Annotated in this window: 11 protein-coding genes and 2 tRNA genes; 11 read left to right on the top strand and 2 right to left on the bottom strand. The window is 70.6% G+C overall.

Going from position 1 to position 15679, the window contains the following annotated elements; translation table 11 throughout:
- The first annotated feature begins 3 nt into the window (after positions 1 to 3).
- The 11 genes from recF (at position 4) to ACWFNE_RS03210 (ending at position 10936) form a co-directional block, all read left to right on the top strand.
- On the top strand, positions 4 to 1326 hold the full coding sequence (gene recF / locus ACWFNE_RS03260) for a DNA replication/repair protein RecF (RefSeq protein ID WP_452121026.1): 1323 nt from the start codon (positions 4 to 6) through the stop codon (positions 1324 to 1326).
- Positions 1316 to 2317, top strand: coding sequence for a DciA family protein (locus ACWFNE_RS03255; protein WP_452121025.1), 1002 nt, complete (start codon positions 1316 to 1318; stop codon positions 2315 to 2317). The genes recF and ACWFNE_RS03255 overlap by 11 nt, the downstream gene beginning before the upstream one ends.
- Before the next feature lie 277 nt (positions 2318 to 2594).
- Positions 2595 to 4667: a DNA topoisomerase (ATP-hydrolyzing) subunit B gene (gene gyrB / locus ACWFNE_RS03250; protein ID WP_452121024.1), complete on the top strand. Its 2073-nt coding sequence runs from the start codon at positions 2595 to 2597 to the stop codon at positions 4665 to 4667.
- Between the two features lie 92 nt (positions 4668 to 4759).
- Positions 4760 to 7372, top strand: a complete 2613-nt coding sequence (gene gyrA / locus ACWFNE_RS03245; RefSeq protein WP_452121023.1) for a DNA gyrase subunit A — start codon at positions 4760 to 4762, stop codon at positions 7370 to 7372.
- The gene (locus ACWFNE_RS03240; RefSeq protein WP_452121022.1) at positions 7369 to 8196 is read left to right on the top strand and encodes a DUF3566 domain-containing protein; all 828 of its coding nucleotides are present in this window, start codon (positions 7369 to 7371) and stop codon (positions 8194 to 8196) included. Before gyrA ends, ACWFNE_RS03240 begins: the two co-directional genes overlap by 4 nt.
- Before the next feature lie 78 nt (positions 8197 to 8274).
- Positions 8275 to 8348, top strand: a tRNA-Ile gene (locus ACWFNE_RS03235).
- Positions 8349 to 8369: 21 nt separating this feature from the next.
- Positions 8370 to 8489, top strand: coding sequence for a DLW-39 family protein (locus tag ACWFNE_RS03230; protein WP_452121021.1), 120 nt, complete (start codon positions 8370 to 8372; stop codon positions 8487 to 8489).
- Between the two features lie 45 nt (positions 8490 to 8534).
- Positions 8535 to 8607, top strand: a tRNA-Ala gene (locus ACWFNE_RS03225).
- 231 nt (positions 8608 to 8838) lie between these two features.
- Positions 8839 to 9690 carry a neutral zinc metallopeptidase gene (locus tag ACWFNE_RS03220; protein WP_452121020.1) on the top strand — a complete coding sequence of 284 codons (852 nt, stop codon included), beginning with the start codon at positions 8839 to 8841 and terminating at the stop codon, positions 9688 to 9690.
- Between the two features lie 203 nt (positions 9691 to 9893).
- Positions 9894 to 10553, top strand: a complete 660-nt coding sequence (locus ACWFNE_RS03215) for a nucleotidyltransferase domain-containing protein (protein WP_452121019.1) — start codon at positions 9894 to 9896, stop codon at positions 10551 to 10553.
- Between the two features lie 29 nt (positions 10554 to 10582).
- Positions 10583 to 10936 carry a hypothetical protein gene (locus tag ACWFNE_RS03210; protein ID WP_452121018.1) on the top strand — a complete coding sequence of 118 codons (354 nt, stop codon included), beginning with the start codon at positions 10583 to 10585 and terminating at the stop codon, positions 10934 to 10936.
- A gap of 321 nt (positions 10937 to 11257) precedes the next feature.
- On the opposite strand, the gene ACWFNE_RS03205 is transcribed toward ACWFNE_RS03210, so the two are convergent.
- Both ACWFNE_RS03205 and ACWFNE_RS03200 read right to left on the bottom strand, forming a co-directional pair.
- Positions 11258 to 12124: a DUF6414 family protein gene (locus tag ACWFNE_RS03205; protein ID WP_452121017.1), complete on the bottom strand. Its 867-nt coding sequence runs from the start codon at positions 12122 to 12124 to the stop codon at positions 11258 to 11260.
- Positions 12125 to 12361: 237 nt separating this feature from the next.
- Positions 12362 to 15316: a glycoside hydrolase family 9 protein gene (locus ACWFNE_RS03200; protein ID WP_452121016.1), complete on the bottom strand. Its 2955-nt coding sequence runs from the start codon at positions 15314 to 15316 to the stop codon at positions 12362 to 12364.
- Between the last annotated feature and the right edge of the window lie 363 nt (positions 15317 to 15679).

The following is a 15679-nucleotide window of genomic DNA, read 5'->3' as shown; positions in this document are numbered from 1 at the left end:
CTGATGTATGTCGCGCACCTCTCGCTGACCGACTTCCGGTCGTACCCGCACGTCGAGCTCCCGCTCGAGCCCGGGATCACGGCCCTCGTCGGACCCAACGGCCAGGGCAAGACGAACCTGGTCGAGGCGATCGGCTACGTCGCGACGCTCGGCAGCCACCGCGTGCCGTCGGACGCGGCGCTCGTGCGCGCCGGCGCGTCCCGGGCCGTGGTGCGGACGCGGATCGTGCGCGAGGCCGACGCGGCGACGGGGGCGTCGGAGCGCACGAGCCTGGTCGAGATCGAGGTCACGCCGGGGAAGGCGAACCGGGCGCGGGTGAACGGCGGGGCTCCGGGGCGTGCGCGTGACGTGCTCGGGCTGCTGCGGACCGTGCTGTTCGCGCCCGAGGACCTCGCGCTCGTCAAGGGTGACCCGGACGGCCGCCGCCGGTTCCTCGACGAGCTCGCCGTGCTCGTGACGCCGCGGCTCGCGGGCGTGCTCGCCGACTACGACCGCGTGCTGCGGCAGCGGAGCGCGCTGCTGAAGTCGGCGGCGCAGGCGGTGCGCGGCTCGCGCGGCAGCGCCGACCTGCGGACGCTCGACGTGTGGGACGCGAAGCTCGCGCAGGCGGGCGCGCAGGTCATCGTCGCGCGGCTGGCGATCGTCGCGGCGATGGGCCCGCACGTCGCGCGCGCGTACGAGCAGGTCAGCTCGGGGCAGGGGGCGGCCGTCGTGCAGTACCGCTCGACGCTCGACGCCGCGCTCGACGGGGCCGACGGTCGCGACGGTCCGGGCGCACGCGGCCCCGCGGGCTCCACCGGAACCGTCGGCACGGGCGTACCCGGCACGGGACCCGCGGCGGCTTCGAGCACGCCGGTGCCCACGCCCGAGCTCGTCGAGGCCCAGCTGCTCGAGGCCATGGGCCGGCTGCGTCCCAAGGAGATCGAGCGCGGCGTGTGCCTCGTCGGCCCGCACCGCGACGACCTCGTCCTGACCCTCGGCGGCCTGCCCGCGAAGGGCTACGCGAGCCACGGCGAGTCGTGGTCGTTCGCCCTGGCGCTGCGCCTGGCGTCCTACACGCTCCTGACGCAGGGACCGGACGAGAGCTCGTCGTCCACGGGTGTGGACAACCTGTGGACAACCGGCTGGGGGGACGACGGCGAGCCGGTGCTCCTGCTCGACGACGTGTTCGCCGAGCTCGACTCCCGGCGCCGGACCCGCCTTGCGGAGCTCGTGGCCCCCGCCCGGCAGGTGATCATCACCGCGGCGGTCGCCGGCGACGTCCCCGAGCAGCTCGCCGGCGCGCGCGTCGACGTCATGGCCGGCGAGGTGTCGCGTGTCCTCTGACGCCCCGCGGGCCTCAGGCGCCCCAGGGGCCTCGGGCGGCGAGCGAGCCCCGGGCGGCGAGCGGGCCCCGGTCGGCGAGCCCCCCACCAGCGGCGACGGGCACGAAGCCGCGCCAGACCCGACGCCGGACGCGCAGCGCGACGCGGGGACCGCGAGGCGCCACGCACCGCCCCGGCGCGGCGGACCGCAGGACCCCGAGCCCGCCGCACCGCACGACCGCCTGTGGACAGGCCCGGTCCCCGGCCTGCCCGCGGGCGCCGGGGATGACCTGTGGTCGGCCGGGGACGAGCCCGTCCAGCATCGTCGTCGTCGCTCTCCGACCCCGCGAGCGTCCGTCGACGCCGCGCGGCGCGACCCGTCCGACGCACCGGCACCGCCCGAGCCGCCCGACGAGGACGGCACCCCGTGGGTCGAGACGCCGTTCGACGCCGCCGACGTCCTGCCCGAGCCCGTTCCCCCGAAGGCGCCGGACGGCGTCCCGATCGGCGAGCTCGTCGAGCTGACTCCCCCGGCGCTGGTGGCCCGCGAGGCGCTCAACCGCGCGAAGGCGGCAGCTCGGGCGCGCGGCTACCGCCCAGGTCAGGAGCCTCGCCGTCGTCCGCTGGACCCGCCGCGCGGCTCGGCCGGCAAGGACGCGCGCGACCCGCAGACGGTGGCTGACACGCTCGCTCGGCTGCTGCGCGACCGCGGCTGGGTGCAGGACGTGTCGGTCGGCGGGGTGATCGGCCGGTGGCGCGAGGTCGTGGGCGACCAGATCGCCGACCACTGCGAGCCCGAGACGTTCCAGGACGGCGTCCTGACGGTCCGGACCGACTCGACGGCGTGGGCGACGCAGGTCCGGCTGCTGGTCCCGCGGCTCCTGCTGCGGCTGGCCGACGACGTCGGGGAGGGCGTCGTGCGCGACGTCCGGGTGGTCGGGCCGTCGGGGCCGGGGTTCGGGCGCGGGCCCCGGTCGGTCCCGGGGCGCGGCCCCCGCGACACGTGGGGCTGACCGCCCGCAGCTCGGCCCGCGACGTCGGCGGCGCACGGCCGCGGCGAACCGCAGCACGCAGCGGCGACACCCGGGCACCCGGCCCCGCGACACCCGCGGGGTGAGGTGCCCGCACAACGGGGGTCCAGGCTCGTCCGCCAGGTAGACTGTGAAGGTCATTCCTGGCGCGTCTGCGCCCGGAACTCCAGCGTCGTGGAGTGATCTGCCCTCGATCCGCCCTCCGGGGCGTCAGCGGCACCTCCGCGCGCGTGCGAGACCTTGAGGAGCACCACCGCCCGTGGCCGAGCAGAGCAGCACCGCCGGAACCAGCACCCCCGACGGCACCACCCCCGCATCGTCCAACGGCGGATACGACGCGAGCGCCATCACCGTCCTCGAGGGCCTCGAGGCCGTCCGCAAGCGCCCGGGCATGTACATCGGCTCCACGGGCGCGCGCGGCCTTCACCACCTGGTCTCCGAGGTCGTCGACAACTCCGTCGACGAGGCGCTCGCCGGCTACTGCGACCACATCGAGGTCACGCTGCTCGCGGACGGTGGCGTGCGTGTCGTCGACAACGGTCGCGGCATCCCGGTCGCGATCCACCCGACGGAGGGCCGGCCGACGGTCGAGGTCGTCATGACGATCCTGCACGCGGGCGGCAAGTTCGGCGGCGCGGGCTACGCGGTCTCGGGCGGTCTGCACGGCGTCGGCATCTCGGTGGTCAACGCGCTGTCGACGCGCGTCGAGACGGTCGTGAAGCGCGACGGCTTCGTGTGGGAGCAGTCGTTCCACGAGGGCGGCAAGCCCAACGGGGAGCTCCGCAAGAAGGAGGCGACCGACGAGACGGGCACGTCGCAGACGTTCTGGGCGGACCCGTCGATCTTCGAGACGGTCGAGTACGACTTCGAGACGCTGCGCGCGCGGTTCCAGCAGATGGCGTTCCTCAACAAGGGCCTGCAGATCTCCCTGACGGACGAGCGCCCCGCGCACACGGGCACGGCCGACGAGATCACCGACGCCCCGGACACCGACGAGGCGCCCGACGCTGCGAAGGAGACGTCCGCGGGCCGCACGGTCACGTACAAGTACGACGGCGGGCTCGTCGACTACGTCAAGCACCTGAACTCGGCGAAGAAGGTCGAGGTCGTGCACCCGGAGATCATCGACTTCGAGTCGGAGGACACGGAGCGCCGGATCTCCGTCGAGATCGCGATGCAGTGGACCAACGCGTACTCCGAGTCGGTGCACACGTACGCGAACACGATCACGACGACCGAGGGCGGCACGCACGAGGAAGGTTTCCGTGCGGCGATGACCTCGCTCATCAACCGGTACGCGCGCGAGAAGAACATCATCAAGGAGAAGGACGAGAACCTCACGGGCGACGACATCCGCGAGGGCCTCACGGCCGTCATCTCGATCAAGCTCGGCGAGCCGCAGTTCGAGGGCCAGACGAAGACGAAGCTCGGCAACACCGAGGCGAAGGCGTTCGTGCAGCGCGTCGTCAACGAGCAGCTCGGTGACTGGCTCGACTCGCACCCGACCGAGGCACGCGACGTCATCCGCAAGTCGATCCAGGCGGCCGCGGCGCGCATGGCGGCCCGCAAGGCCCGCGAGGCGACCCGGCGCAAGGGCCTGCTGGAGTCGGGCGGCATGCCGGGCAAGCTGCGCGACTGCCAGTCGAACCGCCCGGAGGAGTGCGAGATCTTCATCGTCGAGGGCGACTCGGCCGGCGGCTCGGCGGTCCGCGGCCGCAACCCGCGCACGCAGGCGATCCTCCCGATCCGCGGCAAGATCCTCAACGTCGAGCGCGCCCGCCTGGACAAGGCGCTCGCCAACCAGGAGGTCCAGGCGCTCATCACGGCGTTCGGGACCGGCATCGGCGAGGACTTCGACCTCGCCAAGCTGAGGTACCACAAGATCGTGCTCATGGCCGACGCCGACGTCGACGGCCAGCACATCTGCACGCTGCTGCTCACGCTGCTGTTCCGGTACATGCGCCCGCTCATCGAGAACGGCAACGTCTTCCTCGCGCAGCCGCCGCTCTACCGGATCAAGTGGTCGAACTCGCCGCACGACTACGTGTACTCGGACCGTGAGCGCGACCAGTACCTCAAGGCCGGCCAGGCCGCCGGCAAGCGGATCCCCAAGGACAACGCGATCCAGCGCTACAAGGGTCTCGGTGAGATGGACTACTCCGAGCTGTGGGAGACCACGATGTCGCCCGAGCACCGCACGCTCCTGCAGGTCAACCTCGACGAGGCCGCGGCCGCCGACGAGATCTTCTCGGTGCTCATGGGCGAGGACGTCGAGGCGCGTCGCTCGTTCATCCAGCGCAACGCGAGGGACGTGCGGTTCCTCGACATCTGAGCGGCGCCCGCCCGAGCGCCCACCCCGCACGCACCCGAGCAGCCCTTGAGCCGCACTGAGCAGCACCGAGCCTGAACAAGAGGACCGAACCGTTGACTGACAACTTCGCCGGCGCCGAGCACGGGAACATCGACCAGGTCGACCTGCAGCTCGAGATGCAGCGGTCCTACCTGGACTACGCGATGTCCGTGATCGTCGGGCGCGCGCTCCCCGACGTGCGGGACGGCCTCAAGCCGGTGCACCGGCGTGTCCTGTACGCGATGTACGACGGCGGCTACCGCCCCGACCGGCAGTTCTCGAAGTGCAGCCGCGTCGTCGGCGACGTCATGGGCAAGTTCCACCCGCACGGCGACACGTCGATCTACGACGCGCTGGTCCGCCTCGTGCAGGACTGGTCGATGCGGTACCCGCTCGTCGCCGGCCAGGGCAACTTCGGGTCCCCGGGAAACGACCCGGCGGCCGCCCCGAGGTACACCGAGTGCCGCATGGCGCCGCTGTCGATGGAGATGGTCCGCGACATCGACGAGGACACCGTCGACTTCCAGGACAACTACGACGGCCGCACCCAGGAGCCGGCGGTCCTGCCCTCGCGGTTCCCGAACCTGCTGGTCAACGGCTCGGCGGGCATCGCGGTCGGCATGGCGACGAACATCCCGTCGCACAACCTGCGCGAGGTCGCGGACGGCGTGCAGTGGCACCTGGACCACCCGGACGCGTCGAACGAGGAGCTGCTCGACGCGCTGCTCGAGCGCATCAAGGGCCCGGACTTCCCGACGGGTGCGACGATCCTCGGCCACCGCGGCATCGAGGAGGCGTACCGCACCGGTCGTGGCTCGATCACGATGCGCGCGGTCGTGCAGGTCGAGGAGATCCAGAACCGGATCTGCCTCGTCGTCACCGAGCTGCCGTACCAGGTGAACCCCGACAACCTGGCCCTGAAGATCGCGGACCTGGTCAAGGACGGCCGGATCACCGGCATCGCCGACATCCGCGACGAGACGTCGGGCCGCACGGGTCAGCGCCTCGTGATCGTGCTCAAGCGCGACGCGGTCGCGAAGGTCGTGCTGAACAACCTCTACAAGCACACGCAGCTGCAGGACACGTTCGGCGCGAACATGCTCGCGCTGGTCGACGGGGTCCCGCGCACGCTGAGCATCGACGCGTTCGTCCGGCACTGGACGTCGCACCAGCTCGAGGTCATCGTCCGGCGCACGAAGTACCGCCTGCGCCAGGCCGAGGAGCGCATCCACATCTACCGCGGCCTGCTGAAGGCGCTCGACGCGCTCGACGAGGTCATCGCGCTCATCCGCCGCTCCCCCGACGCCGACGAGGCGCGCACGGGCCTGATGGACCTGCTCGAGATCGACGAGATCCAGGCGAACGCGATCCTCGCGATGCAGCTGCGCCGGCTCGCCGCCCTGGAGCGCCAGAACATCCTCGACGAGCACGCGCGCCTCGAGGCGGTCATCGCGGAGCTCAACGACATCCTCGCCTCGGACGTCCGGCAGCGGACGATCGTCAAGGAGGAGCTCGCCGAGATCGTCGCGAAGAGCGGCGACGACCGCCGCACGAAGATCCTCCCGTTCGACGGCGAGGTCTCGATCGAGGACCTCATCGCCGAGGAGGAGATGGTCGTCACCATCACCCGCGGCGGCTACGCGAAGCGCACGCGCAGCGACAACTACCGGGCGCAGCGCCGCGGCGGCAAGGGCGTGCGCGGGGCCCAGCTCCGCGAGGACGACATCGTCGACCACTTCTTCGTGACGACGACGCACCACTGGCTGCTGTTCTTCACGAACCTCGGCCGCGTGTACCGCGCGAAGGCGTACGAGCTGCCCGAGGGCGGGCGGGACGCGAAGGGTCAGCACGTCGCGAACCTGCTCGCGTTCCAGCCCGGCGAGAAGATCGCCCAGGTGCTCGACATCCGCGACTACGAGCAGGCCGAGTACCTGGTCCTCGCGACGAAGCGTGGGCTGGTCAAGAAGACCCGCCTGTCGGAGTACGACTCGAACCGCTCGGGCGGCGTCATCGCGATCAACCTGCGCGAGGACGACGAGGGCAACCCCGACGAGCTCGTGTCGGCGCGCATCGTCGACTCGACGGAGGACCTCATCCTCGTCTCGCGCAAGGGCCAGTCGATCCGCTTCACGGCGACCGACGACGCGCTGCGCCCGATGGGCCGCGCGACGTCCGGCGTCACGGGGATGAAGTTCCGCTCGGACGACGAGCTGCTCGCGATGGACGTCGTGACCGACGACGCGTTCCTGTTCACGGTGACGCAGGGCGGCATCGCCAAGCGCACGGCGCTGACGACCGACAACTACCGGGTCCAGGGCCGCGGCGGCCTCGGCATCAAGGTCGCGAACCTGCCCGAGGCGAACGGCGACCTCGTCGGGGCCCTCGTGACGGACCCCGAGGACGAGGTCCTGGTCATCATGGAGCGCGGCAAGATCGTCCGCTCGGCCACGTCGGAGGTCAACGCCACGGGCCGCGCGACGCAGGGCGTGATCTTCGCCAAGCCGGACGCGAACGACCGGATCATCGCGGTCGCCCGCAACATCGAACGCCACCTGGCGGACGATGCGGGTACCGTGGACGAGGAGAACGAGTCGGGGGACGCCGTCGCGGCAGACCCTGACGCCACTACGCAGGGCGGGTCGGACGCACCGACCGCCGCGGAGACATCCGCGCAGGAGGATGCATGAGCAGCGAGTCCGCCCCTCCGTCGATCCCGCCGCGCAAGCGGCCGACGGCACCGGCGACCCGCCCGTCGTCGTCCACGCCCCCGCTGAGGCCTGCCGGCTCGGCCACCGTCGACACCGAGGTTCCGCCCGCGCCCGGTGCGGCGTACGCGGACACGGCGACGCGCGAGCCCGTCGAGACGCCCACCGCGCGGGACGACGAGCGGCCCACGCCGCCCCGCACCTCCACCGCCACGCCTCCCCCGCCGGCCGACCCCGAGGAGCCGTCGCCGCTGCAGGTCGCGGTCGGCTCGGTCGCCTCGTCGCTCAAGCGGGCGGCGGCGAAGACCCAGGCGGCCCTCGCGTCGGCCGCCCACCCGCGCGCCGAGGAGCGAACCATGAGTGCCACGGCGACGGGTGCCCAGCGCACCGTCAACGGCCAGTCCGCGCGGCCCGCGACCGGCAGCATGAAGGCCGTCCCCGGGGCACCGCGCCGGGTGCGCCTCGCGCTCTCGCGCGTCGACCCGTGGTCGGTCATGAAGCTTGCGTTCCTGCTCTCGGTCGCGATCGGCATCATGATCGTCGTCGCCGCGGCCGTCGTCTGGCTGACTCTCGACGGCATGCAGGTCTTCGCGAAGGCCGACTCGCTCGTGCGCGAGGTCCTCGGCGCCGAGAGCCCCGTGAACATCCTCGAGTACGTCGAGTTCCAGCGGATCGTCTCCGCAGCCACGCTCGTCGCGGTCATCGACGTCTTCCTCATCACCGCGCTCTCGACGATCGGCGCGTTCCTCTACAACCTCACGGCCGCGCTGGTCGGCGGGGTGCACCTCACGCTGACGGACGAGTGAGCGGAACCCGGTTTGGGCCGGGTGCCGCGCTGCGGTAGTCTCATCCGGCGCACCCCGTCCTCGTGACGGTGCGCGCACGGGCCTATAGCTCAGACGGTTAGAGCGCTTCCCTGATAAGGAAGAGGTCACAGGTTCAAGTCCTGTTAGGCCCACTCCCGACCCGTGGGGGATCCATGAAGAAGGTGCTTCTCCTCGCGGCGGTCGCCGCCGCCGGGTTCTACGCCTGGCAGCGGTACGCGCAGGACCGCGACGAGCGGGACCTGTGGGCCGAGGTCACGGACACCTTCGAGTAGTCCTCCCCCGCGGCCAGCCGGACCCCGGTCCGGTGGTTTCACCCAGGGGCCATGGCGCAATTGGTAGCGCACCTGCTTTGCAAGCAGGGGGTTAGGGGTTCGAGTCCCCTTGGCTCCACAGCTGGTCGCAGGCCCTTTCCGCCCGTCGGAGAGGGCCTGTGCTGCGTCACGTGAGCAGCTCCGTGCCGCCGTGATCGCCGCTCCCCCGCTCCGCGCGACGGAGGTGCCGCGCGGACGCCCCTTGTGTCCGCTCCAGGGGTGCAGCAGCACGTTCTGGGGCAGACTCCCCTGAGAGCTCTGCTCCTCCGGGCAGCCCCTCCCGCCTGCGCACCCGCCCTTGGAGGTTCCCGTGCCTGCCCTGTCCCGTCTGCGGCCGGTCGTGATCGTCGTCGCCGTCGCTCTCGCCCTCACCGGCTGCGGGTTCGACACCACCATCGGTGACGGCACCAACCGGGCCCGAGCCCAGGAGATCCTCGACGAGATCCAGTCCGCGGTCGACGAGGCGAAGGCCGAGAACGCCGCGGAGACCGGTGACCTCGGTGAGGACCCGCCGGCGGAGACGCAGGCCATCCGGACCGACACGAACACCGCCTTCGTGTACGAGGAGTATCAGGCGACCCTCGAGAGCGTCATCGCCTCGCTGGACGAGTTCTGGTCCCGTGAGCTGCCCGCCACGTTCGACGTCGAGTACACCCGCCCCACCCGGTTCGTGTACTACCGCCCCGAGCAGGAGCCCGGCCCCCGGTGCGGGGACGAGCACGCTCCGGTCGAGAACGCCTTCTACTGCCCTGCCGGGGACTTCATCGCCTGGGACGAGACGGGCCTGATGATCCCCTACTACGTCTCCTCCGGTGACTTCGCTGCGGCGTTCGTCCTCGCCCACGAGTACGGCCACGCCATGCAGGTCCGCCTCCCGGAGCAGGAGCAGCTCGGCGTCCTCCGGGAGCTCCAGGCCGACTGCTTCGCCGGTGCGTGGGCCAGGGACGTGCAGGAGCAGGGCCTGCTGGAGGCCGGCGACCTCGACGAGGCGACGCTCGCGGTCTTCGCTGCCCGTGACGTCCCCGGCACCCCGTTCACCGACCCGCGGGCGCACGGCACGGGCTTCGAGCGCACCCGGGCCTTCGCCGACGGCTACGAGGGCGGCGCCGGCTCGTGCTACCCCGCCCGAGCGGAGGACTGGGTCGTCGACGCGCGGCAGTAGCTCCACGGCGGGCGGACGTCGCGCCGAAGCGGACGGGACTCTCGACGGTGGCCGAGAGCGGTGTCTGGCGCGTCGAGTGAGCCACGACAACTGCCGATGGACTCGGAAGCTAGGGTGAAGCGGCCGCTGACGGGCAGGCTTCGGGATCCATAAAGATAGATGAACCTCTTGGATAGTGGATCCACATCTACTATCGTGGAGCCGTGCACCTGAGTGATCCGATGACCTCGGTCGTCCCGTCCGTCGACGGACGAGTGCTGCAGGTGCTCGCCAGGTCCGGGCTTCCTCTTACCGGACTCCAGACCGCGGGACTCGCGAAGGCGTCGCCCGAAAGGGTCCGCCAGGTGCTCCACCGACTTCGCGACAACGGCCTCGTCACAGCGGAGCGTGCCGGGTCAGCGGTGCTATACGAGGCGAACCGGAAGCACGTGCTCTGGCCCGGGATCAGCGCGCTGGTCAGCGCCTGCGACGGCGCGATCTTCCGACTCAAGCGCCAGATCGTCGATGTGCTCACAGAGCTCGACAGCAGCATCCCGACCGCGGACGGCATGACGCTCGCGCTCTTCGGATCGGTGGCACGCGGCGACGCGGACAGTGCAAGCGACGTGGACGTCCTGCTCATCACGCCCGACGAGACGGCAGGTGAGCACGTGGAACGGGTGATGGCGACCATCATCGGGACAGTGGGCGAGGCGACGGGCAACGAGTGCAACGTCCTTGCCGTCAGTCGACATCGGTTCGACGAGATGGTGAGTGCGAAGGATCCGCTCGTGCGTTCTTTCGTCGAGGATGCCGAGGTGCTGAGGGGACCAGACTTCCGACGCCGACTGAGAGGTGCGCCGTGGGACGACACCACTCGATGACCGCGACTGAAGTGCGGGAGCGTGCAGCTGTGGCGCGCGAGTACCTCCAAGTCGCGCGTGAGCGTCTGGAGCTCGCACCGAACGGGACCTCGGATGTGGCACAGGTCGCGGCCGCGAATGCCGTTCAGGCGGCGATCGCAGCCGCAGACGCACTGTGTGGTCGGGCGCACGGATTCAGGTCGGCCGGGCAGGATCATCGGGAGGCAGTCAGCCTCGTGAAGTCGCTGCCAGAGATCGGACCACGCCTGGCACCGAAGCTCTCGCGCCTTGCCTCCGACAAGACCGAGCTGACGTACGGCGGCTGGTGCACTCGGGCTGTCGCTGAGCGCGCCGTCAAGGATGCGGGCGTCTTCGTCGACGAGCTGGACCGCCTCTCGCTCTAGGGAGCGCGCCGTGGTCACGAGCGTGCGTGCCGAGACCTCCACGAACCTGCGCTTGTCCCGACCGGCGCCCGTGGCGCATCCTCACACCACGGAGGGCAGCTCCCCGGGGGTGAGTCCCGGGAGCGGCCCTCCGCTGTGTGCTGCCAACGCGCTGACGCGAACGCTGAATTGTGCCGCCCGTCCGTCCGTGCAGGCGGTCGCGGCGACGTGCGCGCCGGTCCTCATGATCCGTATCGAGCCGGAGCGGCGGAGCTGCATCGAACACGCCTCACGGGCTGCGCGCCCGCCGTCGTGATGCGCGCCCTCGGTGCAGGACAGATTTCATCTGAAGATCGCGATCGGGTGCACAATGATGCCGGGATGGCTAAGCGTGAGGTCGGACTCATCAACCTCGACACCCAAGCCACTAGCGGGTTCGATAAAGCCCTTGAGTGCGTTATTGATTGTGGTGATCTCGAGCGGTGTCGGCGGCACATCTCGGAGTACTCGGACTGCGGGTACGGAACCGGATTCCGCGATCAGCATTTCGACCTGGGCGACCACGGTATACTCGCCTTCAAGCGCCTGGGTGCCACCAACAATGTACTGCTCTTCGAGGCGTGCGGCAACGAGCGGTTCTTGGACGGCGAGTGGAGCAAGGTAGACCATAACATTCTTTGCGTCATCTCTGCCGCGCAACCAGCCAGACATCATACGTGCGATCTTCTTCAGTTCGGCGATCTTGTTCGCAGGCTGCTTGAACGGCGAGTCGGCGTTGCCAGCGTCGTTGGCGAACGAAATATAGGTGAGCAGAACTTGTTGGATCGGGGACATAGAGACCCGCGCTACAAACTGAACCGTGTCTCCGGCCTCCAGCTCGTCGCGCGTCTCACGATCCCAACCGACCAGTCTTCCTATGGCCTCACCAGCCGTCAAATGGGTGTACCACGCCTCGAAAGCGGAGAACCACGTCCGTGTTCGTCGCAGCTCTTCTTCCACATTGGAGGTCTTCTTTTTCCCCCCCGACGCCTTGATGGGCCCGTAACCCGCTCCCGCCTCAAACCCTCCCTCGCGAGCCTCAGATACTTTCGCAATGATCTCGTCGATCTTTCCCGCTTCTAGAGCCGATAGAGAGTTGACGACAGTTTCGTGGTTCAGGTAAATGAACTCGCGATGCAGTCGGTTCTTCGGCTTTTGGTATCCACTCATGCGCATAACCTAGACCTGCTTGACGTCTAGGTCTAGGTCCAAAAGCCGAGCCGAGGTGGACTACGCGCTTCCGGATCTCTCCATCGGAATGCGATCCGTCACGACCCACAATGTGCCCGACGCTCCCTTTCCACGACCTCACACCACGGAGGGCCGCCCCCGGGGGTGAGTCCCGGGAGCGGCCCTCCGCTGTGTGCTGCCGCCCGCGCCGGCGTGATCCTGGCGCGGACGCCAGGTCTAGCCGAGCGTGCAGGCCGCGCCGTTGACCGTGAAGGCCGTGGGGGCGACGTGCGTGCCGGTGAGCGTGCCGTTGAAGCCGATCTCGATCGAGGACCCGGCGGCGAGCGAGCCGTTCCACGCGGCGTTCTTCGCGGTGACGGCGGTGCCGGTCTGCGACCAGGTCGCGCTCCAGCCCTGCGTGACGGTCTGCCCGGCGGGCATCGCGAACGCGAGCGTCCACGAGCTGAGCGCCGAGGAGCCCGTGTTCGTGAGGCGCACCGAGCCGGTGAAGCCGGAGCCCCACGTGTTGGCCGTGTACTTCACGCTGCACGCCGACGGGGGCGTGGTGGTGCCGTTCGTCGTCGTGAACGCGGCCGGGGTGCTCCACGCGGAGACGTTGCCCGCGCCGTCCTTGGCCCGCACGGCGTACTGGTACGCCGTCGACGCGGTGAGGCCGGTCAGGGTGTGCGTCGGACCGGTGGACGACGCCACGACGGTCGTCGTGGTGCCGGAGACCCGGCCGATGTCGTAGCCGGCGACGCCGCTGACGTGGTCCTGACCGTTGGTCGGGTCGCTCGAGGCGGTCCAGGTCAGGGTCGCGCCGGTGGCCGTCACGCCGGCCGCGGTGAGGGCCGTCGGGACGGTCGGCGCCGTGGTGTCGGGGCCGGGGTCGACGATGACGCCCGTGGTCGTGAACGCGACGGCGGTGCTGCGCGCCGAGACGTTGCCGGCGGTGTCCTTCGCGGCGACCGCGTAGGTGTACGCCGTGGCCGGGGTCAGGCCGGTGAGCGCGTACCCGGGCGTGGTGGTGGTGGCGACGCGCGTGGCCGTCGTCCCCTGCACCCGGTACACCTCGTAGCCGGCGAGCCCGCTGCCGCCCGTGTCCGTGGACGGGGTCCACGAGAGCGTCGCGGACGTGCCGGTGACGGACGACGCGACCGGCGTGCCGGGGACCGACGGCGCCGTGGTGTCGGGGTCGGGGCTGACGACGTCGCCCGGCTCGTTGCCCCAGATCAGCGTGCCGCCCTCGTACAGCGTGATCGCCTTGGTCTTGACCGGGTCGGCCGTGCCGGAGGCGAGGCCGGCGAACGACGGGTCGTTGGCGGCGTTCCAGGTGGGGCCGCCCGCGACGCGGAACTGGATCTCGGCGCGGTGCTGCGACTGGCCGCCCGGGTAGATGTTGCGCCCGGTGCAGTCGATCTCGGCGTAGTACAGCGACCCGCCCGCGGCGACGACGGCCGGCGGGTTCGTCCCGCACTCGGTGTAGTTCGTCGTGACCTTGATGTTCGAGGCCGGCTCGTCGGGGTCGAGCGTGAACCAGTAGCGGAGCTTCGCGTTCGTGAGGCTGCGCGCCGGGTAGGCGGACTGGTTGCGGATGATGGCCTTGACCTCGGTGAACGTGCCGGTCTGCGGCTGGTTGAGCTTGGCCTCGACGAAGACCTGGTCGCCGTCGGGCACCTCGGCCGTCGGGAAGCTCGCGAGCGGCGTGCCGCCGTACTCCTCGACGAGCCGGGCGAGCGCGCTGGTGAAGCCGGCGTTGTAGTCGGTGGCGACCTCGTTGGCGACGTAGTCCCCGCGGTCGTCGGTGTAGGCGTCGTTCGCGGAGCCGGGGCCGCCGACGAGCGCGCCGTAGAGCACGTGCCGGGTCTTGACCGGGTTGGTCAGCGAGTCGAGCCACGAGCCGTGCGCGGTGCGGTGGTGCGGGTTCTGCGGCGGGTTGGCGCCGAAGCCGACGACGTAGCTGGACTTGCGCGGGTTGTCGCCGAGCGCGTAGTTGATCTGCCGGACGCCGAAGTCGTGGTACCGCGCCTTGCGGGTCGCGTCGGTGATCCAGTCGGAGTAGACGAGCGCGACGAACGACGTGTTGGCGGCATACCGGAGCGAGCCCCAGGTGTCGAGCACGGCCTGCCCGCCCGGCGAGTAGTTGACCTTCTGCCCGTTGACGCCGACGGTCCAGTAGTCGAGCCAGCGGTTCGCGTCGTCGACGTACTTCTGCTTGCCCGTCTCCATCGCGAGCAGCGCGTACGCGGCGTAGGACTTGTCGTCCCACGCGACGGTCCACTTGTAGCTGCGCGTGGTCGTCTGGTTCTCGACGCCGAGCCCGTCGTACTCCTTCTCGGCCTTGGCGAGGTAGGTCGCGTCACCGGTCGCCTTGTAGAGCCAGTAGGCGCCCCACACGAGCTCGTCCTGGTAGCCGGACCACGACTTGTAGTACGACGCGGCGTCGGTGACGCAGTCGGAGTACTTGCCGCGGTAGGTGTCGGCGAACGAGTAGAGCTGCTTGGCGTGCGTGAGGAGCTTCGCGGAGTAGGTCGGGTCGTCGGTCGTGAACACGATCGACGCGGCGGCGAGGGACGCGGCGGTCTCCCCCGCGGCGTCGGACCCCGGGCACGCCGCGGTGATCTTGTAGGCCGGGCGCGGCATGGTCATGACCTCCGCCGGGCCCCACCACTTGTGGTCGTCCGTGCCGTTGCCGACCTGGACGTAGAGCTCGTTCGGCGCGGTGTGGGCCTTGACGAAGTAGTCGTTGACCCAGCGCAGGTTGTCCTTGATCTCGTCGAGCTGGCCGGCCTTGGTGTAGCCGGACGGGCTCTCGATGGCACCCCACGCGAGCATCGTCGACGTGAACGCCATCGGCAGCCCGAACTTCACGTGGTCGCCCGCGTCGTACCAGCCGCCGGTGAGGTCCTTGCCCACGTCGGAGCCGTCACCGAGCCCCGAGTCGCCGCGCCACGAGACGCGGTTGCTCGCGGGCAGGTCGCCCGAGCGCTGCGCCTCGTAGAAGAACATCGACTTCTGCAGCGCCTCGGCGTAGTTGAAGTCGGGTGCCGCGGCCGCGGTGGTGGTCAGCAAGGGCGCGACGAGCGCACCTGCGGCGAGCGCGACGGTGGCGGAGCCGGCGACCACGGCGCGGCGACGCCGGCCGCGGGGCGCTGGGGCCGGGGCGTCGTGCGCCGGGGCGAGGCGAGACATGGGATCCCTTTCTTCGGCACTGGAGAAACGGGTGGGCACGTCGTCGTGCCCGGTCCGGCAGGATCCGCGCCGTCCCTCTCTCCACGCCCGCGCGTGAACGCCACCCGGAGCTGCTCGCGGGCGGTCCGCCTCGGGCATCGTCCGGAGGGGGCGGCGCCGTCGTCAACCGCCTAAACGATTAGCCGATCTCCCGCGCGGGACGGTGCCGTCGGCTCGGTGGTCCGAGCGTAGCGATCGGGTGCCCGGACATGCCACGACCCGGCCCGCAGAGCTGCGGGCCGGGCCGTGGTCTCGTGTCACGCGACGGCCCGGTGGGGGCCGTCGCGATGCTGTCGGTGCGTGCTGGTCCGTGCTGGTCGATGC

This window comes from Cellulomonas sp. NPDC055163, from assembly GCF_053607065.1.
The sequence above is the reverse complement of the archived record's forward strand: the minus strand, read 5'-3'. Positions and strand labels throughout refer to the sequence as shown.

Coding starts and splice junctions, on each gene's coding strand:
- ACWFNE_RS03200 (WP_452121016.1), bottom strand. CDS start 15,316: ATGTCTCGCCTCGCCCCGGCGCACGACGCCCCGGCCCCAGCGCCCCGC.
- ACWFNE_RS03230 (WP_452121021.1), top strand. CDS start 8,370: ATGAAGAAGGTGCTTCTCCTCGCGGCGGTCGCCGCCGCCGGGTTCTAC.
- recF (WP_452121026.1), top strand. CDS start 4: ATGTATGTCGCGCACCTCTCGCTGACCGACTTCCGGTCGTACCCGCAC.
- ACWFNE_RS03240 (WP_452121022.1), top strand. CDS start 7,369: ATGAGCAGCGAGTCCGCCCCTCCGTCGATCCCGCCGCGCAAGCGGCCG.
- ACWFNE_RS03205 (WP_452121017.1), bottom strand. CDS start 12,124: ATGAGTGGATACCAAAAGCCGAAGAACCGACTGCATCGCGAGTTCATT.